Source organism: Lyngbya confervoides BDU141951, from assembly GCF_000817775.3.
Lineage (GTDB): Bacteria > Cyanobacteriota > Cyanobacteriia > Thermosynechococcales > Thermosynechococcaceae > Lyngbya > Lyngbya confervoides.
The window spans coordinates 21,316-47,350 of sequence record NZ_JTHE03000013.1; the positions used below are offsets into that span (position 1 = coordinate 21,316).

Here is a 26,035-nt window from a genome sequence, read left to right on the forward strand (position 1 = left end):
AATTACAATGGGGTTATTCTGTGCAGGATATTTAACCTCTGGAGCCGATGACTGATCGAACGACTCATATTCTTCTGGTGGAAGACGATGAAATTGATGTAATGAATGTCCAGCGGGCCTTCAAGAAAAATAAGATCTCCAATCCCCTCTACGTGGCTGGAAACGGAATTGAAGCGTTGGAGATGCTGCGGGGCAAGGTGGGAGACTTTCCGAGGGAAGAAGAATGTCGGCGGATTGTGCTGTTGGATTTAAACATGCCCAAGATGAATGGGATTGAGTTTCTCCAAGAGCTGCGGGCCGACCCAAAGCTGAAATCAATTGTGGTGATTGTCCTGACCACGTCGGATCAAGAACGCGATCGCGTCGATGCCTATCGTCTAAATGTGGCGGGCTATATTCTCAAACCCGTAACCTTTTCTAAGTTTGTGGATGTGGTGGGCACGCTGAACCACTATTGGACGCTGTGTGAAATTACTTAACTTCGTAGAGTTATGGAGCTTTACCGCCGGCGGCTGGGTCAATTCCTGGTTATTTTGCCCCTGTTTTCCCCTGTTCGACTCCAACCCCGCTGCCGATCATGCCTAATCTTTTAAAAGTTCTGATTATTGATGACGATCAAGTGGATCGAATTGCGATCCAAAGAGCGTTGCGAACGAGCCATTTAAATGTAGCGTTCACCGAGGCCGAGCACTGTCAAGAAGCCAAGGCAATCTTGGCGTCGGCAGAGTTTTCCTGCATTCTGCTGGACTACCGACTCCCGGACGGAAATGCCCTAGATATTTTGCAGCACCTGCGCATGATTCGTCACCAGACCCCTGTGATTGTGCTCACGGGTCAGGGCGATGAGAAGATTGCGGTTGACTTAATGAAGAGCGGTGCTTCGGACTATTTATCCAAAGCCAATTTGTCACCAGAGCTGCTGACCAAATCCATTCAGGGCGCGATGCGGATCTATCGAGCTGAGCAGAGAACGGAGGAGGCAAATCTACAGCTGCGCAATAGTAATCTGCTGCTGCAGGCTCAGAACCGGCAGCTTGAGGCCCAAAAGCAAAAGATTCATCTTCAAAACCTGCAGCTCATTCAAGCCTCAAACCTGAAGTCCCAGTTCCTGGCCTCCATGTCCCACGAGTTGCGGACCCCCATGCACGCCATCATGGGGTTTTCGCAAATTTTACTGCAGGGGATGAAGGGGGATCTTCAGCCGCAACAACGCAAGATGGTGGAGCGAATTTTAGACAACAGCAGCCATCTACTGGAGATGCTGAACGATCTGCTGGATTTTTCCAAGGTGGAGTCTGGGCAGCTCAAGCTGGAGTTTTCAGAATTTAACGTTGCCAAACTGGCCATTGCAACCCTTGAGGAACTGCGATCGCTGGCAGATCAAAAGGGTCTGACTCTATCTACCCACATCCAGTTAAGCGATCGCAAGCTAGTCAGCGATGACAATCGGCTGCGACAGGTGATCGTCAATTTGCTTTCCAACGCCATTAAGTTTACTGAGAAAGGCAGCGTGACGCTGAATCTGTACGAGCAGAGCGATGGTCGAGTGGCAATTTCGGTTCAAGATACTGGGATTGGCATTGACCCCACGCAGTTTGAAGATATCTTTGATGCCTTTCGTCAGGTGAATCAAACCGTCTCGCGAAAATATCCTGGAACGGGACTGGGGCTGGCCATCTCTAAGTCTCTGGTACAGATGATGCAGGGGGAGATTAGCGTGGAAAGTCAACTGGGACAGGGAGCGACCTTTACGGTGCTGCTGCCCCGCATCGTTTCCGAGGACACGATAAACTACGAGCTCAATTTCACCCAGTCCCAGGAAACCTTAATCCCCTGAAGTATAGATAGTTAGAAAAGCCGGTTCCGGTCTTCCCTGAGCCTGGGAAAAAGACAAGCATCCGGATCTAGATTGCCTCGAACATCTTCTCCAATCCACAAAAGCCCAGGATCAAGAAAAAGCCGAGGGGAGCCCTAGCTCGCTCCCCTCGGCAAGAACTTGACAAGGATGTCCCTCGCCCAACGCGCGAGAGATCCCGATCCTGGAGATCCCTCTGCCAATGGCAAATGGATTTCCTTCAGGACGGCTTAGTCAATGGCTTTCTTAACTTCGTCCTTCACATCTTCCGCGGTGTGGCGGGCTTCTGCCTCGGCCTGCTTCGCTTTGCCTTCGGCACGGTCCTTAGGATCGCCAGAAACCTTACCGACAAACTCTTGAGCTTTTCCTTCAATATTCTTGGCCGTGGCTTTGACGCGATCTTCAATACTCATAATTTCCTCCGAAATTAAACAGTGGGTTGATTCGTTTGCTAACGTGTTTTCAATCTAGGACGCTTTCTGGGAAAAGAAGTCTATCCTTAGGTCACATTGCCACTCTCCCTTTGGGCAGACTCGCTCAAAACACACGGAGCCCGGTTCTAGGCTGGCTCCACGTCCCCAGGGATCTGGCTTTATTCTTCAAAAATTTCAGCCGGAACCACCTTCAGCTTCAGCTGAATCGGACGTTCAAACTCTCTGGACAGAAAATCGCGAACCTTTTGAACCTGAGTTGTGGTGATGGTTCCTGGCTTGGCGGTTACCTCCAGCTCAATCTGCATCACGCCTCCTCGGAGGGGTTGGGTTTGCACCGATTCAATGCGAAGATCACTGAAGGTTAGGGTTCTCCGCTTGAGGAGGGTAATCACTTCCTGCCGCACCGACTCACGAATTAGGATGGTGCGCAGGGTTAACCCCAGGGGAATCGCCAGGATCACAATTGAAAGAGTGCCCGCCAGCAGACCCGTTTTGGCCCGTTCCACCGATCCATATTTCTGCACCAGAAACACCAGTGATCCGCTGAAGACAATACTGATTAAATTGGTCACAAACAGCAGCATTGCCCCACCGGCAATACGGTAGTCAGCGACCGACAGACCAATGCCGATGACGCTCAAGGGGGGAACCAAGGCCACCGCGATCGCCACCCCTGGTAACGCATCGGCCACATGACGACGAGACTGGGCAAAGGCCCCCACGGCCCCCGCCGCCAAGGCAACGCCCAGATCTAGCAGGGTGGGGCGAATTCGGCCCAGCACCTCGGATCCAAAGTTTTGTAGCCCCAAGGGAAAGGCAATCACCCAGGAAAAGGCAATGCACAGAATGACACCAACCACCGTCGTCAAGGCCGATCGCTTCAGCAGCCGACGATTCCCCATCACCAGCGAGTAGGCCATACCAATGATCGGTCCCATCAGGGGCGCCACGATCATGGCTCCAATAATGGTGGCGGCGCTGTTGGCCAACAGGCCAAAGGTGGAAATAATGGCCGAGAGACTCAGCAGGGTGTAAAAACTCAGGGTCGGAACAGAGGCCCGCCACAGCTTGCGATTGAGCCCCTTGACCGGCATCGGCTTATCCGACAGCCATTCCCAATCACCACTGTTGAAGTTCCAGAACTTTAAAAGGCTCTGGCGCAACGCTACCAGCTTTCTCAGCAGGGAAAATTTAGGATTGTTGTTGTTGGGGACCTTCATGACGGTTGCGTTCCGCAAGGGAGAGAAACCCATCATATCTGATCCCTCCACTGTGCTTGAAATAAGCCCCCAGGCTTCCTTTGGCCAGTTTCTTCGGGGCAGCGTACTCTGGCGGTTGCGATCCCGTGCTATGGACCGCAGCCGCCAGAGAACCGTTACTCCTCTACCTTTAGCTAGAGACGGTAGCCCAGCTTCAATGCGCCCAAAGCTGGATTCTTGAGAAGGAAGGAGTCTCTAGAATAATTTCATTGAACTTGACGAATGACCTTAGAAACTATGGATATCGTGCTATTAGATGTCTCTGCTGCTTCTCATTTTCCCTATGCGGCAGTTGCAACCTTGGTAGTCGGCTTTATTGCAGCGGTCACTCTCGGCTCCATTGCCTGGTACAACTCAAAGCGGCCTGTGGGTTGGAAGGATAAGGAGCGTCCCGACTTTGTGCCCAAGATTGACAAATAGGCATTTTCCACTGTCGTCAGCAATTAGCTTTTCTCTCCTTAATTAACCCACTCGGTTGTCTACAGCGCTCTCCAGCCTGCTGATAGATAGCCGATTTTATTTCAAGGAGGGGCATGCTTGCATTTTTTATTTAATCAGGTGAGTTAGAATGTCCCTCGAAAACGGTGTCATGATGCAGTTTTTCCACTGGTATACGCCTGCCGATGGCGGCCTGTGGAACGAGATAGCGAGCAAAGCAGCGGAGCTTGCTCAAAAAGGAATTACCGCGCTCTGGCTTCCCCCGGCCTATAAGGGCATAGCAGGCGGGTATGATGTCGGCTATGGAGTCTACGACATGTATGACCTGGGCGAATTTGACCAGAAGGGGTCGGTGCGGACCAAGTACGGGACCAAGGAGGAGTACCTGGCAGCGATCGCCGCTGCTCACGAGGCAGGCATTCAAGTCTATGCCGATGTGGTGCTGAATCATCGCATGGGGGCCGATCACGCCGAGGAAGCCGAGGCCACCCCCATGAATCCCCACAACCGCCATGAACCCTTGGGCGAAATGCGCAAGGTCAAAACCTGGACCCACTTCACCTTTCCAGGCAGAAATAAGGCCTATTCCGATATGGAGTGGCACTGGTGGCACTTTGATGCCGTGGACTATAGCGCCTACGATGACGAACTGGATGCCGTTTTTTTGTTTAAAGATAAGCAGTTCGACGAGCAGGTGGACCTAGAAAAAGGGGCTTACGACTACTTGATGGGCTGCGACCTGGATATGGAAAATCCTGAGGTCCGGGAAGAACTAAAGCGGTGGGGAGCATGGTATGTGGAAACCACCGGGATCGATGGGTTTCGTTTTGATGCCGTCAAGCATGTGAAGGCCGGCTTTTTTCCGGAGTGGCTGAATCATTGCCGTAGCACTGCCAAGCGAAATCTATTTGCCGTTGGGGAATATTGGTCTTACGAGATTGAGGCGCTGCACCACTTTATTAAACTGGTGAATGGCGATGTCATGCTCTTTGATGCCCCCCTGCACTACAACTTCTGTGAAGCCAGCAAGGCGGGAAATGCCTACGACATGCGCCAAATTTTTGATAACACCCTGGTTCAGCACCAACCTGCCCTGGCGGTAACCCTAGTGGACAATCACGATTCCCAACCGCTTCAGGCCTTGGAATCTGTCGTTGAAAGCTGGTTCAAGCCCCTGGCCTACGCGCTGATTTTACTGCGCTCAGAAGGCTATCCCTGCATTTTCTATGCGGATTACTACGGCGCCCACTACGAGGATCACGGGAACGATGGTCAAGAGTATGAAATCTGGCTGGATTCCCACCAATGGCTGATTGACCAATTCCTGGCCGCCCGCCATAGTCATGCCTACGGCGACCAGTATGATTATTTCGATCATGCAAACACGGTGGGGTGGACCCGTTTGGGCGATTCGGATCATCCTGGAGGCATGGCTGTGCTGTTAAGCAATGGTGATGCCGGTCAAAAGTGGATGGAGGTCGGCGTCCCCAATCAGAGCTATTATGACGTTACCGAGCACATTGACCAAATTGTCACCACAAACGACGAAGGCTGGGCTCAATTCCACTGTCCGCCAGGTTCGGTGTCCGTGTGGCTACCGAAGGAGGGATAAGGGATAGATTTGGGCAAAGCGCCCTTGAAGAGGGGGGGGTAGGGATTGGATCTGGATCGATCCTGCAGTCAAAAATCTATTGCAGATCCATGACCGATCAATTTATTAAGTTCACCCTTAAGGAGATGGAAATACGCTTGGCTGATGATACAACCTACCCCGAGCCGCATTCTAGCTGTAGATGACTCGTCCGATAATCTGCTGCTCATTGAAACTCTTCTAGAAGATCTAGAAGAGTACCAACTGCACTGCGTCGATAGCGGCCCTGCTGCTCTGGAATCCATTCTGGCTTGTCCCCCAGACTTGATTTTGCTGGATGTGATGATGCCAGACATGGATGGCTATGAAGTGACCCGGCAAATCCGGGAGTGGACGAACTTGGGGTTTATTCCAATTTTGCTTTTAACCGCCCATCGCCAGGCGGATGTGGCTGTGGGCCTAGATGCAGGTGCCGATGACTTTATTCGTAAGCCCTTTAAGGTGGAAGAGTTCATGGCTCGCATTCGCTCCTTACTCAGGCTTAAGCACAGCATCGATCAGCAAGAAAAGGTTTTGCGCCAGCGGGATGACTTTGTTGCCCGACTGACCCATGATCTTAGAACACCGCTCATTGCAGCCAACCGCGTCCTAGAATTTTGCAGTCGGGGAACCTACGGAAACACGGTAGAGGAGATTCGTCCCCATATTCAGGGGGTGGTTGATAACAATCAGCAGCTGTTACACATGGTCAATACGCTGCTGGAAGTTTACCGCCATGAAGCCAATCGGAAAAAGTTAACTCGGGTTCGCCTGGATGTGCGTGAGGTGCTAAAGGACGTCACGCAACAGCTCACCCCCTTAGCAGAAGATAAACAGATTAATCTGGAGCTATCTTGCAACCAAGAGTTACTGGCAGAAAACTCCCAGGGATTTGAGCTAATGGGCGATCGCATTGAATTAAACCGCGTGTTCACAAACCTGGTGGGCAACGCGATTAAGTTTACCAATGCTGGATCAATTCACCTGCGGGTGGATCGCCAGCGGGCAGGGCAGATTGATCCTGACCTTCGTCCCGAGGCCAAGGCCGAGGAATATGTGGTGGTGTCTGTCACGGACACCGGCGTTGGCATTCCCCCAAGGGAACTAGAAACCATCTTTGATTGGTTTCGCCCCGGTGCCCATGTCAATTCCGGGAGTGGCCTAGGGCTCCATCTTTCCCAACGGATTGTACAACTGCATCAGGGCAGCATTGACGTCACTTCTCGCCTGGGTGAGGGGACCACCTTCCAGGTGTACCTCCCCTCCTTGACCTCCTCCTCCCTACAAAACCTTTCCACCTGTTCCGAAGCGCGCTAGCGTAACGGTACAGGGCACAAACCCGCCTCAGGTGGGCAGTAGAATAGCAAGTAGTGGCCAAGTCATGGCCAAGTCATAGCTAAGTCATGGTCAAGTCATGGTCAAGTCATGGCTAAACCATGGCCACCTAGTCGCAACCAGATCGACATCGGCAAGAGACCTAAGGCTGCGAACCAAGTCAGCGGGAGGGATGAGCATGGGCCGGTTAGCATTAAAACAGAAGGTAGCCTCTCCTCAGTCTCCGGATCGCCGCGCCAGGCGGGGACAGGCTCCAGTTCCACCCAGATCATCGGTTCCTCTCCCGAAGGGGAGCTTCTGGGACTGGGAAGGAAGCCTTAACGGTTCGAGGGCTTCCCTGGGGCTATGGCCGGGACTGCAGGCCCGATTTGGCCGATCTCTGGGGGCTGACTTTTCTCAGGTGCGCCTGTTTCCCAATCACCCGGAGGTGACCGAACCGCTCCAGGCCAAAGCCGTGACCCAAGGCCAGAGGATTTACTTTCACCCCGGCCAGTTTCGCCCCGGCACAGTTGAGGGCGATCGCCTCCTGGCCCACGAGCTGGCCCACACTCTGCAAACCCGCGATCAGCCTGAACAATCTCCACGGCAGGGAATCTCCCTAAGCCAATCCAGCGAAGCCCTGGAGCGCAATGCTGACGCCCTGGCCCAGGGGGCATCGGTCTCGATCCGACCCGCGCCTGCCGGACTGCTGCTGCGATCGCCCTTTGAGGGCGAAACGCCCACAGCGCACGCTCGGCGAGAGCGCCTGATTCAAGCCATTGACCACGCAATGCAAAATATTCTGAGCCTGCTGCGCACTGGCAGTCTGGTGGCCAACGCCGAGGTCGTCACGGTAGAAAACGGCGTCCAGGGAGTGTCGATCTATCCCGGATCTCCTGGGGCCATTTTTGTCAGCTACCACGATCGCGATGCTCGGCTGCGCCGCATTGTGCGATCGCTCATGGTTCTGGCAAGGCAATATCGCACTGCCCCAATTCCGCCTGAATTTGCGCCGCCAATCCCCTCCCCCGCATCAGAGTCTACCCCCGCATCGAGCCGGGTTTATTCCTCGGAAATTCAGCGCAGATCTGGCAGCATCGTCTATGGGGGAAGGACAGCCGAGTGGGCCGATCTGCAGGGGGCCTACGGGCGCTACCAGATTGCCCAGGGACAGGAGGGCCAAGCCTTTGACGCGGACTGGATCTATCTCAATCCTGATTTACAACGGGTACCGGGTGCGGCCCGAGGGGCACCGCGCATCGGGAACGGCATTCCCACCGGGGCCTACAGAGTGGTCCCAGATATTGAGCAGGACCCCCTGCGCTACTGGCCTTTGACGGGGTTTGACCCCATTCCCCCAGGTAGCGTCATTGTGGAATTCTGGCACGATGACTTTGGCTATTACTATCTGCATCGCGGTCGACGCATTGATGTCCCTAGTCCCTGGGCTCCCTGAGACAGAGTTAGGCCCCCTTGACAAGGGATTGTATGATAATTGGGTTTTCTCATGGCCCGTTGACCGGGGTTGACCGTAGCTGTCCAACCTAAGAGTGATTCAACTTAGGATCGTTCAGTTTAGAGTAATTCAACTCAAAGTGATTCAACTCAAAGTGATTCAACTCAAAGTGATTCAACTCAAAGTGATTCAATTTAGAGTTGTTCAACCAGTAGTTGCCACCCTTAGGGTCCTGACCCTTTCGGTTGTACCCTTGGTCGCTGTTCCCCTTGCTGCCTAGCCCCATGGATCTCTATGTCTCGACCTAAGCGCCTTTTATTAGGCATCACCCTGGCATTAAGCAGCCTCCCTGTATCACCCGCCATTCCATCCACCTCGGCTAGCCCCTTTGGAGAAAAGGCGGTGGATCAGACTCGGTTTATTGCCGTTGCGGCCCCCATTGGAGATGGATCATCCCATCAGTTACTCATTCTGGAGCAGGTCTCTAATCAACGGGCCTGCTGGCGCGAACAGGGGGTCAACCCAACCCTGGTGGAGCCGTTGTTAACGCAATTTAATTTTGCAGGCATCTGTGGCCGTAGTTTGGATGCCAACGGCTATTCGATTCGGATTGCCGGTCAGGAACTGGGCCTAAGCTACCGCCTGCGAATTCGCAGACAAGAGGGAAATCTTTTGCTGGTGGGGGTACCGGACAGTCCCCGCTACTCGGAACTTCTCCTGGGGAGCACCAGGGGCGAAACAAACTCCTTTGCTAAAATTTTTCTCAATTCTGGCTGGGAATTTACTAAACGCACCTTTGGATATCAAACCCTGGGACATATCTACCTCTCCAATCCCGCCTTGAGCACCGTTAGTGCGCTGCCAAGGGATTTCCAAGCGTCCAGCCGGGTCATCTCCGATACTCCGCATCTGTCCGAGGGAAGATTAAGCGTGAGTTCCCAGACCTCCAGACAGTTTGGGGCGGCTGTCCCCCCCGGACCAGATCAAGGGTCCTTGCGCCCAAGCAATCTGGCCTACCAGCCCCCGCTGCGCCGGGGAAACATACCCTACGGAAATCCGACGCGGGGCCAAACCATCATCTCCTCTCTCTTTGGCAAAAGACCCAATCCCTTTGGCAGCGGTACGGTGTTTCACAAAGGCATGGACTTATCAGGACCCAACGGAACACCCATCATCAGCACCGGGGCAGGCAGGGTCGTGAAGTCGAAAAAAGCCGGAGCCTACGGAAACCACGTTATGATTGACCACGGAAACGGCTTTAGAACCCTCTATGCCCATCTGTCCAATCGAGCCGTCCAGGAAAATCAAGCGGTGAGACGAGGGCAGATTATTGGCTCTCTAGGCAGTAGTGGTCGCACCACCGGGCCTCATCTTCACTATGAAATCCACCACAAAGGCGAGGCCATTGATCCCAAACCCTATGTATTAGATTAGGTCACAGCGATGACGCAATCACCGCCCCGTTCCTATCACGCCTTGTCTGTCCAAGAGGCCATCGTGCAGTTGGGCAGTTGTAAAGAAAGCGGCTTGACGTCCGAAGAAGTAGCCCGTCGTTATGAGCAGTATGGCTGGAACGAATTGCAGTTTCAGCCGGGAAAACCGGCCTGGATCAGGTTCTTGCTGCAATTCAATCAGCCACTCCTGTATATTTTGATCCTAGCGGGCGTTGTCAAGGCCTTCCTGGGATCCTGGACCAATGCATGGGTCATCTGGGGCGTGGCGCTGATTAACGCCATCATTGGCTATGTGCAAGAGGCCAAGGCAGAAGGGGCGATCGCCTCCCTGGCCAAGGCCGTCATTACCGAAACGACGGTTCTGCGGGAAGGGCAACCCCTCCCCATTCCCTCGCGGGATTTGGTACCGGGAGACATCGTCCTGCTCACCTCCGGCGATAAGGTGCCCGCCGATTTACGTCTGCTGCGAACGCGCAACTTACAGGTGGATGAATCTGCGCTGACGGGGGAATCCTTGCCCGTGGAAAAGTCTCTCCCGGCAATTGCAGAACAGACTCCCCTCGCAGAACGGCACAATATGGCCTATGCGGGCAGCTTTGTCACCTTTGGCCAGGGCCAGGGGATGGTGGTAGCCACCGCCAATGCCACGGAGATGGGGCAAATTTCCCGGTCCCTGGAAAATCGCGTTAGCCTGAGTACCCCGCTCACCCGCAAGTTTGAAAAGTTCAGCCGAACCCTGCTCTATGGCATTTTAGTCCTGGCAGCCTTCACCTTTGTGGTGGGGTTAGGGCAGGGAGAATCCTGGATTGACATGTTTGAAGCGGCGGTGGCCCTGGCCGTCAGTGCTATTCCAGAAGGGTTGCCCGCTGTGGTGACCATCACCTTAGCCATTGGCGTGAACCGCATGGCCCAGCAACATGCAATCATTCGCAAACTTCCAGCTGTGGAAGCCCTAGGCAGTGCCACGGTGATTTGTTCTGATAAAACCGGAACCTTGACGGAAAACCAGATGACGGTTCAGGCCCTCTACGCCGGGGGGCAGCACTATCGCGTCAGTGGTGGGGGCTACAGTCCCAAGGGGGAGATGACCCGGATAGACAACGGCAATGAGATACCCCTCGATGCGGTGGATTTGCCCCTAGCCCTGGCCCAATGCCTCAGGGCCGGTATTCTCTGCAACGACGCCCAGCTCAAACAAACCGGGGCCGATTGGTCGGTGGTGGGCGACCCCACGGAGGGAGCCTTGATTACCGTAGCAGAAAAGGTCGGGCTGAGCCAGGCAGGGCTTGCGAATGCAACCCCGCGCATGGATGCCATTCCCTTTGAGTCTGAGTATCAGTACATGGCAACGCTGCACGATGATCAGCCGCGGCTGATCTATGTGAAGGGATCGGTGGAGGCCCTGCTGCGTCGGTGTACCCAAATGCTTGATGCCCAGGGCCAAGCTAGGGGACTGGATGCGACCTCGATTCAACGGGAAGTGGATGCCATGACCGCGCAGGGGCTAAGGGTGCTGGCCTTTGCGCAAAAAGCAGCAGCCCCCCATCAGCACGCCATTGACCATGAGGATATTGCCACCGATCTGGTGTTTTTGGGCTTGCAGGGCATGATTGATCCGCCCCGGCCCGAGGCGATCGCAGCGGTTCACGCCTGCCAATCGGCGGGAATTCAGGTCAAGATGATTACGGGCGATCACATCGGCACCGCCCAGGCTATCGCGCAGCGGATGGGAATTCAAACCGATGCAGGCGTAGTTGCCTTTACGGGGCAGCAGTTGGCTCAGATGAGCGACCTTGATCTGCACGATGCGGCCGTCGAGGGATCTGTCTTTGCCCGAGTGGCCCCCACCCAAAAGCTGCAGCTGGTCAAAGCGCTTCAGTCGAGCGGCAACATCGTGGCCATGACTGGAGATGGAGTGAACGATGCCCCGGCTCTGAAGCAAGCAGATATTGGGATTGCCATGGGCAAGGGCGGAACAGAAGTCGCCCGCGAGTCGGCGGCCATGTTGCTGACCGACGATAATTTTGCCTCCATCGAAGCAGCAGTGGAGGAGGGCCGCACAGTTTATCAGAATTTGCGAAAGGCGATCGCCTTTTTACTGCCCGTTAATGGGGGAGAATCGATGACCATCCTGCTCAGCGCTCTGCTGGCGAGGGATTTGCCCATTCTTTCCTTGCAGGTGCTTTGGTTGAATATGATTAATTCAATCACCATGACGGTGCCCCTTGCCTTTGAACCCAAGTCGCCGGGGTTAATGCGGCAGCCCCCGCGCGATCCCAGTGAGCCCTTACTCACACCAAGGCTGTTCCGCCGCATTTTAGTGGTTTCGGTATTCAATTGGATTCTCATTTTTGGCCTCTTTGAATGGGCGCGCACCACCACGGGGGAGGTTGCGGTGGCTCGAACCATGGCGATTCAAGCCCTCGTGGCTGCCCGAATTGTATATTTGATCAGCATTAGCCAGCTGGGGAAAAATCTGGGTCAATTCTGGCGGGGTCGAGTTCAGGGGGTGGCCGATGGATCAATGTTGCTTTTGGGACTGGCCACGGCGATTGTCCTGCAGGTTTTATTCAGTCAGTGGAGCGTGATGAATACCCTGTTTGCCACTGCGCCCCTGACCGGACCGCAAGGGCTGATTTGCCTGGCGCCCATGCTCCCGATGATTCCCCTGAGTCTGTGGGTGAACCGCCTTGATCCTCCCCAGGCTAATTCTGCAAAGGTCCGACTCAGCCCTGGGGGCTAGAACAGAGGATTTAATAGAGATATTGTTCGTTCCTGGTGGGGGTCTAACCGGGATTCTCCGCCTGGGAAATTGGCGGAAAGGCAGGCAATCTCTGGGGCAATCCCAGGACGTTCCCTCTCCATTCTCTAGCGTTTGGGTGGAGAGAATGCCACACTGGAACGGTAAATTGAGTGAATCAGGTCCGTAGATCTGACCCTTGGTGTTCCCTGGATCCCCCCTGTAGAAGACAACCCAATAGATCCCAATGAAAACAACCCTTCTAATCCCTGTTTCCCTTCTGGCGACCCTGATCTCCTCAGTTTCAGCCCTGACCTCACCGGCAGCGATCGCCCAAAGCTCTGGAAGCGTTGGGATTGAGCAGATTAAGCCCCAGGAGAAGACCCGGATTGCCGTTCTCAACTTTGACACGGCAACCGTGAGTCAAAGTGGACTGCGGTATGGCCTTTACGACGAAAGTGGCGCCTCCAAGGGGATTAGCAACCTGCTGACCAACGAACTGGTGAAGGAAGGCAGCTACATTCTCATTGAGCGCAGCCGCGTGGAAGCCGTGCTAGCCGAGCAGAATTTTGGCCAGAGTGGCCGGGTTGAACCCAGCACTGCGGCACAAATCGGACGAATTTTAGGTGTGGATGCAGTCGTGATCGGGTCTATCACGCAATTTCACGTCGAAGAGCAGTCTCGCGGCGGCAGCCTGTCTGGCCTGTTTGGGTTAGGCGGGCGGCAACAGAAGCAGGTGGCCCGCGTGCAGCTAGCCACCCGCCTGGTCAGCACGGCCACTGGAGAAATTCTGGCTTCCGCAGAGGGTACCGGAGAAGCGGATAAGAGCGATGGTGGCGGCCGTATCTTTGGCATCGGTATCGACTCCAACTCCGATAGCTCCGACCGTCTGCTGGGCGAAGCTTCCAGTCAGGCAGTGGGAGAAATTGTCACCCAGCTTGCCCGCTTCTCGCCTCGATTAGCCGCCAGTGCCACCCCATCCCCGGTGAGCCAAATGGTGATCGCTGACGTCACCGGTGGCATGGTGGTGCTCAATAAGGGGGGCAACCACGGCTTTCGGCCAGGCATGGTTGTCTCTGTGGAGCGCGTGATTAAGGAGATTAAGGATCCTGTGACCGGAAAATTTCTCCGGCAGCTCACAGAGCCCGTGGGCCGGGTCCAGTTGACCCAAGTTGACCCCGACTCCTCCATTGGTAAAGTACTGTCAGGGTCTGGGTTCCGAGTGGGCGACATCGCTAAGGCAATTGACTAGGGCTGCTTGCGCCAATGACCAATCCCGACCCAGATCCGCTCTAGATCGGGTTGGTCAAAGGCCGGAATCCAGTCTTGAAGCACCTGTTGCATGAGATCGATGCCGCCAATCTCGTGGAGCCGGCGACCGCAGGATTGGGCCGTTCTGTAAGACTCTGGCCGAGAAAAGGGGCAGCGCTGATGGGCTCCCAGCGCACAGCGCTGGTCTTCATGCAGACTGAGTTCAAGAAGACGAATAATCGCTTTGCTGGCCAGGATACCATCGTAGGGTAAAAAGCTGGGATGGTGGATTAAGTTAGGGACAAATCCCTCTCGACAGCGACGGAGAAGGGTTCTCGCCCTGGCCCGCGCCGCCTGATCTTGATCAATTTGCTGCTGATTGTACTGCTGCTGTTGTCGATAGGCAGCTTCATCCATCACCTCCGCCGCAATGGGTTGGGTCGGAGTCTCCCCATGGGCGGGCCGGACCGAGCCAGGGTGATCCGGGGTGGGCTTGAAGGGGAGAAGGCGATCGCGGGCAGAGTCGGTCATCGTCACACTCCGAATGCAGAAAACAGGGCAGATTCGAGAAAACAGGTCAAAAGTCCACTCCTCCAAGGGCACCCTAACCTATATTGTGCCTACCATGAGGACCTCTGGGCGATGGCATTGATTGCTGATCTAGACATTCATCCTGAAAAATCCCGCATCTTGAAGCTGCTCTATTTCGTGGTTCATCAGCATTGGGTCACTCATGATTCCATGCTGATGAATCATTCCATTCAGGGGCTGTGCCAGGAACTCATGCAGCAAACGCCCGAGGATATAGAGTCCCGGCTGATCCAAAGCGCCATGAAGCTGAATAAGCCCCAAACCTATCTAAAGCTGGCACACCTGATTACGGGAGCGCTTCAGCCCTCCTCTGAACCGCCCACCAGCGAGTTAGACCACTTTGGGCTTCGCTTTGCGCTGCATCAGGGACTCAATCCCTATAAGGCCAAGATTCTGCTCTACGGGCTGATGCAGGTGAGCGAGGAGAATCGAGAGGGGCCTGAACCATCCCAGGCTGAACTGCCCCAACTTACTCCCCCTCAGATTGAACAGGCCCTCAAACCATATTCCCTCGATCAGCTCTGCCAGCAGGTGATGATCCGATTTCCAACCCCCTCAAGCCTGCGTCACGCCTGCCAGCGTCTTCCCCACCTATCGCTGTTTGGACCTTATGCTGAACAGCTTCAACTCATCCAAACCCTCAGTTCCATCCTGAGCCCCCATCTGGCTCCGGCAGTCTCCTCGCCTCGATCTCAGTCCCAACCTGAGGCGCAGGCTGAGGACGCACAGGTTAGGGACGCACAGGTTAGGGACGCACAGGTTAGGAGCGCCCAGTCTACCCTCACAGAGGATCACACCTGTCTCATGATGTCGGTGATAGGCCCCCCCCCTTTCCCCCGCCGCTGCTCAACGCTTTGAACTCCTCCCGCTGATGTCACCGGAAACCATCCTTCAACGATATTCTCAGGGCGATCGCAATTTTGCCGGTGCCCATCTCCCCCGTGCCCAAATGCCTCAGGCAGATCTGATTAACGCCAGCTTTGAGCAGGCCACCTTGACTGGGATTAACCTGCGGCTGAGCTACCTCAATCGCGTCAACTTCCACAAGGGGCAATTGCGCTATGCCCAGCTCATGGGGGCGAACCTCAACCAGGCCGATCTGCGAGAGAGCAATCTGCGCGATGCCTCTCTCCACGGGGCAAGCCTGCAAGGGGCCAACTTAACCCAGGCCAATCTTGCCTTTGCCGATCTCACCGATGCCAACCTCATTGCGGCGGATCTGCGTTCGGCCAACCTCAGCTCGGCCAATTTAAGCGGAGCCTGCCTCCGCCGGGCCAACTTCACCGCCGACCTCCGCCAGGACAGTGCCAACCTGAGTGGAGCGGTGATGGACGATGCGGACTTTCAGGGGGCCAACCTCCGTCACGCCAATTTATCACGCACCAGCCTGCGGGGCGCCAACCTGAGCGGGGCCAACCTGCGGGGCGCCAACCTGCGCATGGCAGACCTCAGCGGCGCTATCCTCACTGGAGCCACCTTGGCAGAGGTCAACTTGAGCGAGAGTCAGCTCTGCCAAGCCAACATCCGAGACACAAACCTGGAGCGCTGTATCCTGAGCGATAGTGATCTCAGTGGCAGCTGTTTGGCCGGGTCCATTCTCAGTGAAGTCAATCTGCTGCGGGCCAATTTAACCCAAGCCAACCTCTCAGGGGCAAAACTAGCCCGCGCCGACCTCAGCCGCGCCCAGATCGTGGGGGCCGATCTGAGCGAGGCAACGCTGGTCAAAGCCTATCTGGCCCGAGCCAATTTAACCGGATCCATCCTCGTGCGCGCTAACTTTAACCAGGCCGACTTAAGCAGCGCGATCTTAGTGGATGTGCATTGGCAAGATACGATCATGCCCGATGGTACGCTCCGCAGTTAGTCAGGTATATTTCATTAAGGCTAGATAGACCTTATTCACTGATCCCTAGATCCCCTAGCCTGACGCGGTGTTTCGGGAAGACAATTGCCTTGGCTCAAGTTATTCTGACGGATATTTGCAAGAGCTTTCCAGCTCGGCGAGGAGAACCCTCAGGGGAGTTTTCTGGGGTGGAACCCGGTCTGCCCGGTGCGGGATCCTCCGCCAAGACCTCTCCCGCCCAGGCTGCTTCTCCTGGGACTCAGGGAAAGGGCCAGGTGCAGATTTTGCAGCATATTCAGCTCCAAATTCAAGATGGGGAGTTCATGGTGCTGGTGGGGCCGTCGGGCTGTGGAAAAAGCACCTTGCTGCGCTTGATTGCCGGGCTTGATACGCCCACCGCTGGGCAAATTCGGGTGGGCGATCGCCTGGTGAATGATCTTGCCCCCAAGGCCCGAGACATTGCCATGGTCTTTCAGAGCTATGCCCTCTACCCCCACATGACGGTCTATGACAACCTGGCCTTTGGTCTGCGCCGCACCGGGTTCAAGGGACTGGGTGCACCGAAGGGCGCACTACCGGGGCAGCAGTGGGCGGAAAATGCCCTGATGGTGATCACCCGAAAACTACCCAGATCCCTTCGATATCAATCGGCTCGCGAACGGGCCATTGCGGGGCATGTGCAGCAGGTGGCGGGGATGCTACAGATTGAGGGCCTGCTCAAGCGCTTTCCTAAGGAGCTTTCGGGGGGGCAAAAACAGCGGGTGGCGCTGGGACGAGCCATGGCTCGAAATCCCCAGGTGTTTTTGATGGATGAACCCCTCTCTAACCTGGATGCCAAGCTGCGGGCACAAACCCGTGCCCAGATTGTGAGGCTTCAGAAGCAGTTAGGCACCACGACCATATACGTCACCCATGATCAAACCGAGGCCATGACCATGGGCGATCGCATTGCCGTGATGAACGCCGGGGTGATTCAGCAGCTAGCCACCCCCCTGGAGCTGTACAACCGTCCAGCCAATCGCTTCGTGGCCGCTTTCATTGGTTCGCCGCCCATGAACTTCCTACGAATGCAAGTCAAAGACTCCCAAACGCTCTCTCACCGATCCTTTCAGCTACATCTGCCCGAATTCCAGGCCCACTTGGGCCAGCGCCTGGGTCAGTGGCTAGATTTGGGGGTTCGCCCGGAGCACATGGATCTGGCCTCCGAGGCTGAGGCGCATCTGCCCATTGAAGTGGAGTTGGTGGAGGCCCTGGGCCATGAAACCTTTATTCGCTTTTCCCTGGGGGCAGGAGAGGTCTATGGAGAGGAGGGGCGGGAACTGTTCCATGCCCGCATCACCCCGGATCACGAAGTGCACCTTGGCGATCGCCTCCATTTGCGGCTGCAGTTTGACAAGCTCCATTTTTTTGAGGCCCAATCGGGTCAGGCCCTGCCCTGGACCTGATCCAAACCAGAGCAACCGTTACCCAAAGCTCAAGGATCTAAGCTGAGACGCCTAAGCGATGAGACGCCTAAGCGATGAGACACCTAAACAGTGAGAGATCTAAACAGTGAGAAATCTAAAGCGAGACACCTAAACCGACAAATACTGGCGTCTTAAGACCTCTGCCACTCGCTGATAGGACTGCCGGAGCTGGCCCAAAACCGCAGCAGACTCTTCCAGCGCATTGGCCTTAGCCTGGATTTCGAGGAGGGCGCATTGTTCAACCACCTGCACAGCGCCAATGTTGGCACTCCCAGATCGCAAGCCATGGGCCGCCTGACGCAGAGCCTGGGCATCCTGGTGAGTAATGGCCTGTTGAATCGCCTGAATCCGGGCCGGACTGTCGTCCAAATAATCAGACACGATCTGCTTTAAGACCAGCGGCGCATCCTCTCCGGCCAGATCGCGAATATCTTCTAAAATCTGGGGATCTAAGCAATGAGGGCAAGGATCAGCCGGGGAAGCAGCAGGGGGCGGTTGCATGATTAAATCCTCTAGGGTAGAACGACAGCGCCAAAGATGCCGGGGAAACCGATCAGAACGCACCACTTCTAGCAGCTTGTTCAGCAAAGCCTCTGAACGGATGGGTTTGGCGATGAAGTCCTGCATACCCACCTGAAGACATTGTGTCCGATGCTCGTCAGTGGCATAGGCGGTCATGGCCATAATATAGGGACGCCGATCCGGGGGAAAGATCCGGCAAATCTCTCGGGTCGCGCTCAGCCCATCCATCACCGGCATTTCCATATCCATCAGCACCAGGGGAAACGAGGACTGCCCCAGCCGGTCCAGGGCTTGCTGGCCGTTCCCGGCCACCGTCACCTGGCACCCCATTTTTTGGAGCATCAGGGTAGCCACCTGTTGATTCACCGGGTTGTCCTCCACTAGGAGAATCTCCAGCCCCTGCAGGTCGGGCGAGGCGAGGAGGCGAGGGGCGGCAGGAACCGCCGCCGGTCGAACCTCCGGAGGCAAATCCGCAGCCTGGCTGCCCAGCCCCTCAGGCAGGTCACACGTCGTTTCCAAGGCAACGATAAAGAAAAACTCTGTGCCCACTTGATCCGGGTCGAAGCCATGGGCCTGAAAGAAGGGGGGAGAGGACGCTGGCCAGCGCGCCGGACTCTGGCCCGAGAGGGTTCCCTGACTGTGCAGCCAAATTTGTCCACCCATGAGCTGGGTCAGCTGACGCGCAATGGCCAGGCCCAGACCCGTACCGCCATAGCGACGAGTAATGGAGGCATCCACCTGGGAAAAGGACTGGAACAGTTTCCCTTGCTGATGCTCGGGAATGCCAATCCCCGTATCTTGAACCCGAAAGCACAGATGCAAGTTCCGAGGTGGCTGGAAGGAGAAGGCCGTCACCGCCAGGGAAACCCCGCCGGAGTCGGTAAACTTAATGGCGTTGGCCATTAAATTTAGCAAAATCTGGCGCAGGCGCATCTGGTCCCCCCGCAGCCCATCCGGCAGCGCGGGGTCGATTTGTACCGTCAATGCAAGCCCCTGCTGCTGGGCCTGGTAGCCGAGCATCTGGCAAACCTCCTGCATCATGGAGCGCAGCTGAAAGGGGTGCTGATCCAGGGTCAATTGCCCCGATTCCACCTTGGAAAAGTCGAGAATATCGTTGATGAGCGCCAGCAATCCTTCCCCACTGTCTTGAATGGTTTTGGCAAAACTTGCCTGTTGGGGAGTGAGGGGCGTATCGCTTAAGAGCCCGGACATGCCGATAATGGCATTCATGGGGGTGCGAATTTCGTGACTCATGGTGGCAAGAAACTGGCTTTTGGCCACGTTGGCCGCCCTGGCTTTTTCCATGGCTACCTGTAGTTCCTGGTTGCGATCGCGCAGCTGGTCCTTGGTATCTTGCTCCTGTTTTAGGAGCAGGGAATGGGCAATGGCCACCCCCACCTGGGCCGCAATGGCCTCTAAAAACCGAACTTCATCGAAGCTCCAAGCACGCGGCTTAAAGCTTTCATGGAGGCTAATGAGTCCCAGGGCCTTCCCCTGGTAGGCAATTCTGACGGACAAGAGGGCACGAATTTGCTGGGGCGCACAGACCGAGTCCAGCAGCAGGGTGGATCGCACCGATTGCACATCATCCACGGGCAGAGCGTCATCCTGGGCCATCACCCTTTGAATGTAGGGGCTTTGCTCCCAGGGCGCCCCCCCGTGCATCAGCGATCGCACATCCTCCACCCGGTATTCCGCCACCACGGGCAAGGCCTGGGCTTTGTCGTGGAAATGCAGGACGCAGCGACTCACCTGGAAGGCCAGCCCCACCACATTCACCACCTGTAGGAAGGTTTCCTCCAGGTCCAGGCTATGGTGAAGCTGCTGAACCACTTGCTTCATTAAAATGTTTTGCTGGAGCTGTTTACGGACGTGATAGAGGCTCTCAAAGCGATCCAGCTCGCTGCCCAGCCACTGGGTCATCATCTGGATCAATTCCCCATCCTTAGGCTGCATCCGCGGCCCCGACTCCCGGCGATCGCTCCAGAACTCCAGTAAGTCTTGATCCTTCTGATCGCGCCCCACGGGCGCCACCAGCACGCAAAGGGTACGGCCAGGCCCTTCGGCAACCCGACGCGGATCGCGCGGGTCACACTGCCCAGGTTCCAGGGTAAAAATCTGATAGGAACTTTCAAAGGCCTGTAATAGGGCACTGAGATAGGCCGATTCCGCCTCCGCCCCGTCTAGATCAAAGCTGTAATCCGGGGGCAGAGCCAGGCTCTCGTCCTCCATAGAGACGCTATCCAATACTTGAATCTGTCGTCCCTGGCGGGTATAGAGCGTTCCCACCTCAAACCCAAACCACTGACAGCCCAACCTCAGCAGGCGACAAATTCGCTCCTCAAGAGTGACCTCCTGCGCACAAATCACCTCACGTAAGAGGCAGTCGCGGCGCTCGCGTTCCTGGGTTAGCAGGCGCTGCACCGTAATATCCTGAGCAAAGATGCGAATCAGCTCACTGCTGGGAATAATTTGCAGCCGCTGCTCGTACACCGACCCGTTCCAGCGAACTTCCCGGCGAAGGGTATCCGTCGACTGGGGCTGCTCCACGCGATCAACCCCCTGCAGGAAGGGATGATGACAGCCCTGCTGCTTGAGATCTGGCATTAACTGGTGAGCCGCGGGGTTTGCGTAGGTCACCTGCCCAGCAAAATCCATTTCGACAATGGGGTTAGGAATCAGCTCCGGAATGGAGGCGAGCCGCATCAGGGCCGCTTCGCGCACATCTTCTGAGGCGGATAAAGAGGTTTTGTAAATGGCCGATTTCGGCAGATTCCGGGTTTGGAAAAACCCCGATAAATCCTCGGCTTCGCAGGACTCTTCAAACTCTAGGTCGGACAGATTAGCCAGGAGGTAATATTTGGCGGTGACATCCCGACCGAGCAAAATTTCATCTCCATGGACTAAATCGCGCAGGGTACACTTTTGCCCATTGACCCAGGTGCCATTGGTACTGGGTTTGCCATTGAGATCCCCATCTTGAAGCCGAAACTGGTACTCGGCCTCACCCGGAAGGGTCAGCCGCAGTAGGATGGCCTGGGACCGGGACACGGTCGCTGAATCTAAAACAATCGCATTGTGTTCATGGCGACCAATGGTGTAGGTGGCTTCCTCCAGAACCACGGTTCTTTTGCCAGAACGGTCGTGAATCGAGAGGACGTGGCGAAGTTTTTGGCGTCCTAAATCCGTGGGAGGCAGATCTGTGGGAGAAGGGTCTAGCACAGGTTTTAAGGAGTCCTGAGAGAGAACGTTAGCAGGAGCGCGTCCGGGAGAGGGGACGCCCGGTTGCATAGTGATGCTGTAGGGTGGAATACAGATCCAGCATGCGGGTGGTAATGTAGTCCCAATCGTAGTTTGCCCGAACCTTCCGATAGCCTTGACATCCCATCTGATGCCGCCATTTTGGATGGTCCAGGCAGCGCAGAATAGCCTGGGCAATGGCCTGGGGAGAGGGCACCACAATTAATCCATCGCCCTCATGATCAATCAAACTGCGGATCACGGGGAGATCCGCGGCAATGACCGGCTTTTCATACTGCCAGGCCTCCACGTAGGCCGCCCCAGAACTTTCATGGAGAGAGGGCAGACAAAACAGGTCACAGGCTGCCAGGGCCGAAGCCTGGTCGGCTAAGGGGAGATCCCCCAGGTACAGAATGCGCGGATCCTGGACGGTCTGAAAGAACAGGCGAGATTCCGGGGTGGGAGTTCCGACAAACACAAATCGGGCCTCTGGATATCGTTTCCAAACGAGGGGAGCCGATTGGCACAGGGCGCGATAGCCTTTCTCTGGACGCTGTTTTGCCAGAAACAAAATCACGGGATGATTGCCAAGGTGATAGCGGCGGCGAAATTGGCGGGGTCGGGCCGGACCTCGCACCAATGGCCCCACCGGACAGACGTAAATTAACTGGGGCTGCACGCCCTGACGGATTAACCAGTCCTTCTCAAATTGGGTCATGGCAATCAGGGCATCCGAACGGCGGTAGAGACTCAGAAGCGATCGCGGTGCCCGTTGATCGAGATGATTCACATACACCAGGGGCGTCAGAATAAACGGCTTTTTTTGAGCGTGGGCCACCCGCTGGGCGGCCCGGACACTAGCCGTCATCCCCGTGTAAACGGCATGGATCATTTCATAGGGCTGGGCAATTCGGGCAATGGGTCGCTGGACACTCAGCCGCAGCAGCGTGCCGTACCAGAACCGCGCCCAGCGATGCTGCTCGTAGCGCTGGGCCAGCTGCTGCAGTCCCCAGCGCCAGGGCGATGGAGGGCCAAGCTGGTAGATGGGCGTGCAGCCATCACTCAGGGTGAGGGTGGGATTATGGGCAAAGGCTATTTCCTTCGACACCGGCTCATCGGCGGTGTGTCGAATCACCCCAAGGTCGTAGTTCTGCGCCCTGAGATGAAAGATCAGCTCGCGGGTATGGAGAGGCGTCCCGGCGATCGCGGGCCAGTAACGAGATACATGAAATAAAATCCTGGGGGACGCCTGCTGGGTCCAGATATCATGATTGATCTCAGGATTTTGGAGCATTAGAGCGAGAAAAGATAACGGTGCGGTGGTGAGCTTAGAGTGCCCTTGTGCTGCGGCCATCGCACATCCGGAGGAGATCTGCCCAAGCGCCCTGTGGGGTCTACCCAATCCCTCTCATCCCAGCCCAGAGAGCACCGTCTTCATGCGCCGATCAAGACTCCGACACCTCTGTTTCACGGTGGGGCGCCTCAAACTGCTTTTCAAAGGTCAAACAATTGCGATCGTTCTCTGTACGCCCCAAGGCAATCCTCCAGCCAAACTCTTGCCGTAACTTCAAGAAAATCTGCACCCCCCACTGGCGTTCCTGTGCCAGAGGATCATAGTCAGGCCGCTGCAGGGTTTGCGCTCTCCCCTGGAGTGCAGCCTCCAGGTCAAAGGGCGGTCCCCAGTCCCAAATCATGAGCTGAAGGCGCTGCGAAAACAGCGCTAGCCGGACATCAATGGGGGTTTCGGGGGGCAGCTGACGATGGGCATGGCGAACCGCATTGGAGAATCCCTCAATCAGGGCCATGTTCACCTGCTGCCAAACCGTCTCGGGACAGTCAGCGGGTTTTGCTGTGGAAAGCCACTGCACAACCTGGGGAAGCTGATTGAGATCCGTACTGAATCGCTGCTGAAATTGCCGATGGGGAAGATCACGAACCATACCTGGGAAAAACCCAAAGTTATACGCTGCGTATACTTTAAATCAAACAGGACTCTTCCAGCTTAGAGATATCAACCCTTAGCGGTCCTTCAGGTTCCCAAGCCCCGCGCGCCAATCAGCCGCAATTTGGAGCCCGGACCCATGGGGAGTTGGGATTGACCGGTTTGAAATAAGCCTTATGACTACCTATTTATTGCTGTTTCCCTTTGCCCTTGCCTGGCTGGTAACCCTTCAGGGGGTTCCCTGGGTCATGCAGTTAGGGCAGCGCCATCAGTGGGTTGACCAGCCCGACCATCGCAAGGTACACCGCACTCCCATCGTGCGGGTAGGGGGGTTGGGAATGGCGGCGGGCCTTCTACTGGCCACCCTAGTCCTGGGAGGAATGGGATGGATTCATAGCGACTTCAGACTCACGGGTGCCGACTGGGCAATTGTGCTAGGCGGTTTGGGCTTCTTTGCCATTGGCTTTGCCGATGATATCTGGCAACTGCCGCCCTTGCCACGGCTCGTCATGCAGGTTTTAGTAGCCTTGGGGGTCTGGGGTCTGGGGGTACAGGTGGAGTACCTACCCGTCCCCCTGTTTGGAGCGGTTTCCGTGGGCTGGCTGAGCTTGCCGATTACCATTCTTTGGATTGCCGGTACGGCAAACGCCCTTAACTGGTTTGATGGCCTGGATGGTCTGGCCGGTGGGGTGGGAGGTCTGTGCGCCCTAATGCTGGCTATCACAGCAATGCTTCAGGGGCAGTGGGTCACCGCTGCCATGGCCCTGACCCTGAGCGGCGCAGCCCTGGGATTTTTGCGATACAACTTTCCTCCAGCAAAAATTTTTATGGGGGATGGCGGCTCCTATCTGATTGGATTTACCCTGGCTGCCCTCTGTGCCCATGGACTCATGGGCACTCCCAGACTAATGGGAGCGATCGCACCCTTTTTCATCCTGGGTATTCCGCTCCTGGATATGACCCTGGTGATGATTGCCCGGATCTCGAACGGTAAATCTCCCCTCTATCCGGATCGCCGCCATCTGCACCACCGGCTTCTGGCTCGGGGGTGCTCTCCCCTCATGACCACCGGCTACATCTGGGCGCTCTCAGTGTGGACCGGAAGCTGGAGCCTAGTGATCACCCGTCCTAGCCTTGGCTGGCTTTGCCTGGGGGCTACCTCCCTGGTTTTGGGGGCAATGACCCTGTTCCTGCTGCGGATCAGTCGCAAGGACAAGCTCCAAACCTCCTATTCAGCTTAAAGGGATCCACCTAAAGAGATCCACCTAAAGGGATTCCGCCTCAAGGCCGGCGGAAGGCTCTGGGCCGGAGGTCTTGCGTCGCGCCCTCTCTGCACCGCGAGCCACCCCTACAATCCCATTTTTTCCAACCACACTACGCCAATTTTGCCTTGTCTCTTGCTTGGATATCATCAATGCAGATAGTTTCAGCGGCCCCTTCCCCGAGCCCCCTTCACCTTTGGGCGCCAGGATTGTTTGAATTTAAAGGCGGCATTCAAACCTTCTCGCGGTTGCTGTGTGAAGCACTCGCGGACGGGCTGCCCCAAACGCCCCAGCATATCTTTAGCCTTCATGATCGCTGCGCTCCTCGTCAGGCCCCCAATCAGCAGTATCATTGCGCTGGCCGGGTCCCCCGTCAGGCTCGTTTCCTAACCTACGGCGCCCAGCTGATGGGCTGGGGGTTATGGCAACGACCCCAACTCATTCTGACCACCCACCTCAATCTGGCGGTGGTCGCCCGCCGTCTCAAGCAGATCACCGGAACCCCCTATTGGATTGTGGCCCACGGGTTTGAATCCTGGCATATCAGCAAGCCCCAGGTGCTCGACGCTCTGACCCATGCCGATCGCGTCCTAGCGGTGAGCCACTTTACCCGCAATCAGCTCATTGCACGATACGGACTGAATCCAGACCAGGTGAGCGTTTTTCCGAACACCTTTGAGGCCTCGAGATTCCAGATTGCCCCAAAGCCCCAACATCTCCTCGATCGCTATGGTCTCCAGCGCGATCAGCCGATTCTGCTGACGGTTAACCGTCTGGCGGCTGGAGAATCTTTTCGTCCCTACGATCAGGTTCTCAAGGCGCTTCCAGCTATCCAGGCAGTCATTCCCAATGTGCATTACCTAATTGTCGGCAATGGAGATGACCGGGAACGGTTAGCAGCGGAGATTCGCCAACGCCAGCTCGAGGGCGCGGTCACCCTGACGGGCTTTGTGCCCGATGAGGATCTGCCGGATCACTATAATCTCTGCGATCTCTACACCATGCCCAGCAAGCTGGAAGGTTTCGGCATTGTGTTTCTGGAAGCCCTGGCCTCTGGCAAGCCTGTGCTCGCAAGCGCAAGCGACGGCGGTCAAGATGCCGTGTGCAACGGCAAACTCGGCATACTCGTCGATCCTGAAGATGTGGCAGCGATCGCTGCGCAGACGATTCAGATTTTGCAAAAACGCTGCCTTCATCCCCTGCTGTATCAGCCCGAGGCGCTGCGACAGGCGGTCATTGGCACCTACGGCAAGGCCCAGTTTCGTCAGAACCTTTTGGGTGAACTGAGCCAGCTAGCCCCCCAGCCCGATCCGGGTCTGGCCCAATGGGCCAGCTAAG

Annotated in this window: 20 protein-coding genes; 14 read left to right on the forward strand and 6 right to left on the reverse strand. The window is 56.0% G+C overall.

The annotated features are described in order from the left end of the window. Positions 1-47: 47 nt before the first annotated feature. Entirely contained in the window at positions 48-479 is a 432-nt protein-coding gene (locus QQ91_RS01860; RefSeq protein ID WP_166279271.1) for a response regulator, read from the forward strand. Between the two features lie 98 nt (positions 480-577). Beyond that, the gene (locus QQ91_RS01865) at positions 578-1,837 is read left to right on the forward strand and encodes an ATP-binding response regulator (protein WP_166279274.1); all 1,260 of its coding nucleotides are present in this window, start codon (positions 578-580) and stop codon (positions 1,835-1,837) included. 248 nt (positions 1,838-2,085) lie between these two features. Here QQ91_RS01865 and QQ91_RS01870 read toward each other — a convergent pair whose 3' ends face one another. Together QQ91_RS01870 and QQ91_RS01875 are read right to left on the reverse strand one after the other, a co-directional pair. Next, a complete protein-coding gene (locus tag QQ91_RS01870; RefSeq protein WP_166279277.1) occupies positions 2,086-2,268 on the reverse strand; it encodes a CsbD family protein in 183 nt (60 codons plus the stop codon). Between the two features lie 179 nt (positions 2,269-2,447). Beyond that, the gene (locus QQ91_RS01875) at positions 2,448-3,545 is read right to left on the reverse strand and encodes a DUF389 domain-containing protein (protein WP_250833232.1); all 1,098 of its coding nucleotides are present in this window, start codon (positions 3,543-3,545) and stop codon (positions 2,448-2,450) included. A gap of 240 nt (positions 3,546-3,785) precedes the next feature. On the opposite strand from QQ91_RS01875, the gene psb35 reads away from it, so the two are divergent. The 7 genes from psb35 (at position 3,786) to QQ91_RS01910 (ending at position 13,832) form a co-directional block, all read left to right on the forward strand. Further along, the gene (psb35, locus tag QQ91_RS01880; protein ID WP_166279283.1) at positions 3,786-3,968 is read left to right on the forward strand and encodes a photosystem II assembly protein Psb35; all 183 of its coding nucleotides are present in this window, start codon (positions 3,786-3,788) and stop codon (positions 3,966-3,968) included. 148 nt (positions 3,969-4,116) lie between these two features. Continuing rightward, the gene (locus QQ91_RS01885; protein ID WP_166279286.1) at positions 4,117-5,598 is read left to right on the forward strand and encodes an alpha-amylase; all 1,482 of its coding nucleotides are present in this window, start codon (positions 4,117-4,119) and stop codon (positions 5,596-5,598) included. A gap of 144 nt (positions 5,599-5,742) precedes the next feature. Continuing rightward, on the forward strand, positions 5,743-6,933 hold the full coding sequence (locus tag QQ91_RS01890) for a hybrid sensor histidine kinase/response regulator (RefSeq protein WP_166279289.1): 1,191 nt from the start codon (positions 5,743-5,745) through the stop codon (positions 6,931-6,933). A gap of 196 nt (positions 6,934-7,129) precedes the next feature. Next, positions 7,130-8,386: an eCIS core domain-containing protein gene (locus QQ91_RS01895; protein ID WP_166279292.1), complete on the forward strand. Its 1,257-nt coding sequence runs from the start codon at positions 7,130-7,132 to the stop codon at positions 8,384-8,386. Positions 8,387-8,680: 294 nt separating this feature from the next. Next, positions 8,681-9,820: a DUF3747 domain-containing protein gene (locus QQ91_RS01900; protein ID WP_166279295.1), complete on the forward strand. Its 1,140-nt coding sequence runs from the start codon at positions 8,681-8,683 to the stop codon at positions 9,818-9,820. A gap of 9 nt (positions 9,821-9,829) precedes the next feature. After that, on the forward strand, positions 9,830-12,583 hold the full coding sequence (locus tag QQ91_RS01905; protein ID WP_166279298.1) for a cation-transporting P-type ATPase: 2,754 nt from the start codon (positions 9,830-9,832) through the stop codon (positions 12,581-12,583). 244 nt (positions 12,584-12,827) lie between these two features. Further along, positions 12,828-13,832, forward strand: coding sequence for a CsgG/HfaB family protein (locus QQ91_RS01910; protein WP_166279301.1), 1,005 nt, complete (start codon positions 12,828-12,830; stop codon positions 13,830-13,832). Here QQ91_RS01910 and QQ91_RS01915 read toward each other — a convergent pair. Then, positions 13,829-14,362, reverse strand: coding sequence for a hypothetical protein (locus QQ91_RS01915; protein WP_166279304.1), 534 nt, complete (start codon positions 14,360-14,362; stop codon positions 13,829-13,831). The two genes, QQ91_RS01910 and QQ91_RS01915, sit on opposite strands and share 4 nt — an antisense overlap. Before the next feature lie 111 nt (positions 14,363-14,473). Between QQ91_RS01915 and QQ91_RS01920 the strand changes: the two genes are divergently transcribed. The 3 genes from QQ91_RS01920 to QQ91_RS01930 all read left to right on the forward strand — a co-directional run bounded on the left by QQ91_RS01920 (position 14,474) and on the right by QQ91_RS01930 (position 17,710). Further along, the gene (locus tag QQ91_RS01920; RefSeq protein WP_166279307.1) at positions 14,474-15,280 is read left to right on the forward strand and encodes a hypothetical protein; all 807 of its coding nucleotides are present in this window, start codon (positions 14,474-14,476) and stop codon (positions 15,278-15,280) included. A gap of 13 nt (positions 15,281-15,293) precedes the next feature. Continuing rightward, a complete protein-coding gene (locus tag QQ91_RS01925; RefSeq protein ID WP_166279310.1) occupies positions 15,294-16,286 on the forward strand; it encodes a pentapeptide repeat-containing protein in 993 nt (330 codons plus the stop codon). Positions 16,287-16,375: 89 nt separating this feature from the next. Beyond that, on the forward strand, positions 16,376-17,710 hold the full coding sequence (locus tag QQ91_RS01930; protein ID WP_166279313.1) for an ABC transporter ATP-binding protein: 1,335 nt from the start codon (positions 16,376-16,378) through the stop codon (positions 17,708-17,710). Between the two features lie 129 nt (positions 17,711-17,839). Here the strand turns inward: QQ91_RS01930 and QQ91_RS01935 are convergent, their stop codons facing one another. The 3 genes from QQ91_RS01935 to QQ91_RS01945 all read right to left on the reverse strand — a co-directional run bounded on the left by QQ91_RS01935 (position 17,840) and on the right by QQ91_RS01945 (position 23,433). Further along, positions 17,840-21,475 (reverse strand): response regulator, encoded by a 3,636-nt coding sequence (locus QQ91_RS01935; protein ID WP_166279316.1) that lies wholly within the window; start codon positions 21,473-21,475, stop codon positions 17,840-17,842. A 28-nt stretch (positions 21,476-21,503) separates the two neighbouring features. Then, positions 21,504-22,847 (reverse strand): glycosyltransferase family 4 protein, encoded by a 1,344-nt coding sequence (locus tag QQ91_RS01940; RefSeq protein WP_166279319.1) that lies wholly within the window; start codon positions 22,845-22,847, stop codon positions 21,504-21,506. 91 nt (positions 22,848-22,938) lie between these two features. Then, positions 22,939-23,433, reverse strand: a complete 495-nt coding sequence (locus QQ91_RS01945) for an ATP-binding protein (protein WP_166279322.1) — start codon at positions 23,431-23,433, stop codon at positions 22,939-22,941. A gap of 178 nt (positions 23,434-23,611) precedes the next feature. Between QQ91_RS01945 and QQ91_RS01950 the strand changes: the two genes are divergently transcribed. Continuing rightward, entirely contained in the window at positions 23,612-24,676 is a 1,065-nt protein-coding gene (locus QQ91_RS01950; protein WP_166279325.1) for a glycosyltransferase family 4 protein, read from the forward strand. A 230-nt stretch (positions 24,677-24,906) separates the two neighbouring features. Next, the gene (locus tag QQ91_RS01955; RefSeq protein WP_236096036.1) at positions 24,907-26,034 is read left to right on the forward strand and encodes a glycosyltransferase; all 1,128 of its coding nucleotides are present in this window, start codon (positions 24,907-24,909) and stop codon (positions 26,032-26,034) included. The last annotated feature ends 1 nt before the right edge of the window (position 26,035 follow it).

Excerpts from the sequence above, each read along its gene's own strand:
- QQ91_RS01915 (WP_166279304.1), bottom strand. The coding sequence starts at position 14,362 with ATGACCGACTCTGCCCGCGATCGCCTTCTCCCCTTCAAGCCCACCCCG.
- psb35 (WP_166279283.1), top strand. The coding sequence starts at position 3,786 with ATGGATATCGTGCTATTAGATGTCTCTGCTGCTTCTCATTTTCCCTAT.
- QQ91_RS01925 (WP_166279310.1), top strand. The coding sequence starts at position 15,294 with ATGTCACCGGAAACCATCCTTCAACGATATTCTCAGGGCGATCGCAAT.
- QQ91_RS01890 (WP_166279289.1), top strand. The coding sequence starts at position 5,743 with ATGATACAACCTACCCCGAGCCGCATTCTAGCTGTAGATGACTCGTCC.
- QQ91_RS01920 (WP_166279307.1), top strand. The coding sequence starts at position 14,474 with ATGGCATTGATTGCTGATCTAGACATTCATCCTGAAAAATCCCGCATC.
- QQ91_RS01905 (WP_166279298.1), top strand. The coding sequence starts at position 9,830 with ATGACGCAATCACCGCCCCGTTCCTATCACGCCTTGTCTGTCCAAGAG.
- QQ91_RS01945 (WP_166279322.1), bottom strand. The coding sequence starts at position 23,433 with ATGGTTCGTGATCTTCCCCATCGGCAATTTCAGCAGCGATTCAGTACG.
- QQ91_RS01950 (WP_166279325.1), top strand. The coding sequence starts at position 23,612 with ATGACTACCTATTTATTGCTGTTTCCCTTTGCCCTTGCCTGGCTGGTA.
- QQ91_RS01895 (WP_166279292.1), top strand. The coding sequence starts at position 7,130 with ATGGGCCGGTTAGCATTAAAACAGAAGGTAGCCTCTCCTCAGTCTCCG.
- QQ91_RS01865 (WP_166279274.1), top strand. The coding sequence starts at position 578 with ATGCCTAATCTTTTAAAAGTTCTGATTATTGATGACGATCAAGTGGAT.
- QQ91_RS01860 (WP_166279271.1), top strand. The coding sequence starts at position 48 with ATGACTGATCGAACGACTCATATTCTTCTGGTGGAAGACGATGAAATT.
- QQ91_RS01870 (WP_166279277.1), bottom strand. The coding sequence starts at position 2,268 with ATGAGTATTGAAGATCGCGTCAAAGCCACGGCCAAGAATATTGAAGGA.
- QQ91_RS01940 (WP_166279319.1), bottom strand. The coding sequence starts at position 22,847 with ATGGCCGCAGCACAAGGGCACTCTAAGCTCACCACCGCACCGTTATCT.
- QQ91_RS01875 (WP_250833232.1), bottom strand. The coding sequence starts at position 3,545 with ATGATGGGTTTCTCTCCCTTGCGGAACGCAACCGTCATGAAGGTCCCC.
- QQ91_RS01900 (WP_166279295.1), top strand. The coding sequence starts at position 8,681 with ATGTCTCGACCTAAGCGCCTTTTATTAGGCATCACCCTGGCATTAAGC.
- QQ91_RS01910 (WP_166279301.1), top strand. The coding sequence starts at position 12,828 with ATGAAAACAACCCTTCTAATCCCTGTTTCCCTTCTGGCGACCCTGATC.
- QQ91_RS01885 (WP_166279286.1), top strand. The coding sequence starts at position 4,117 with ATGTCCCTCGAAAACGGTGTCATGATGCAGTTTTTCCACTGGTATACG.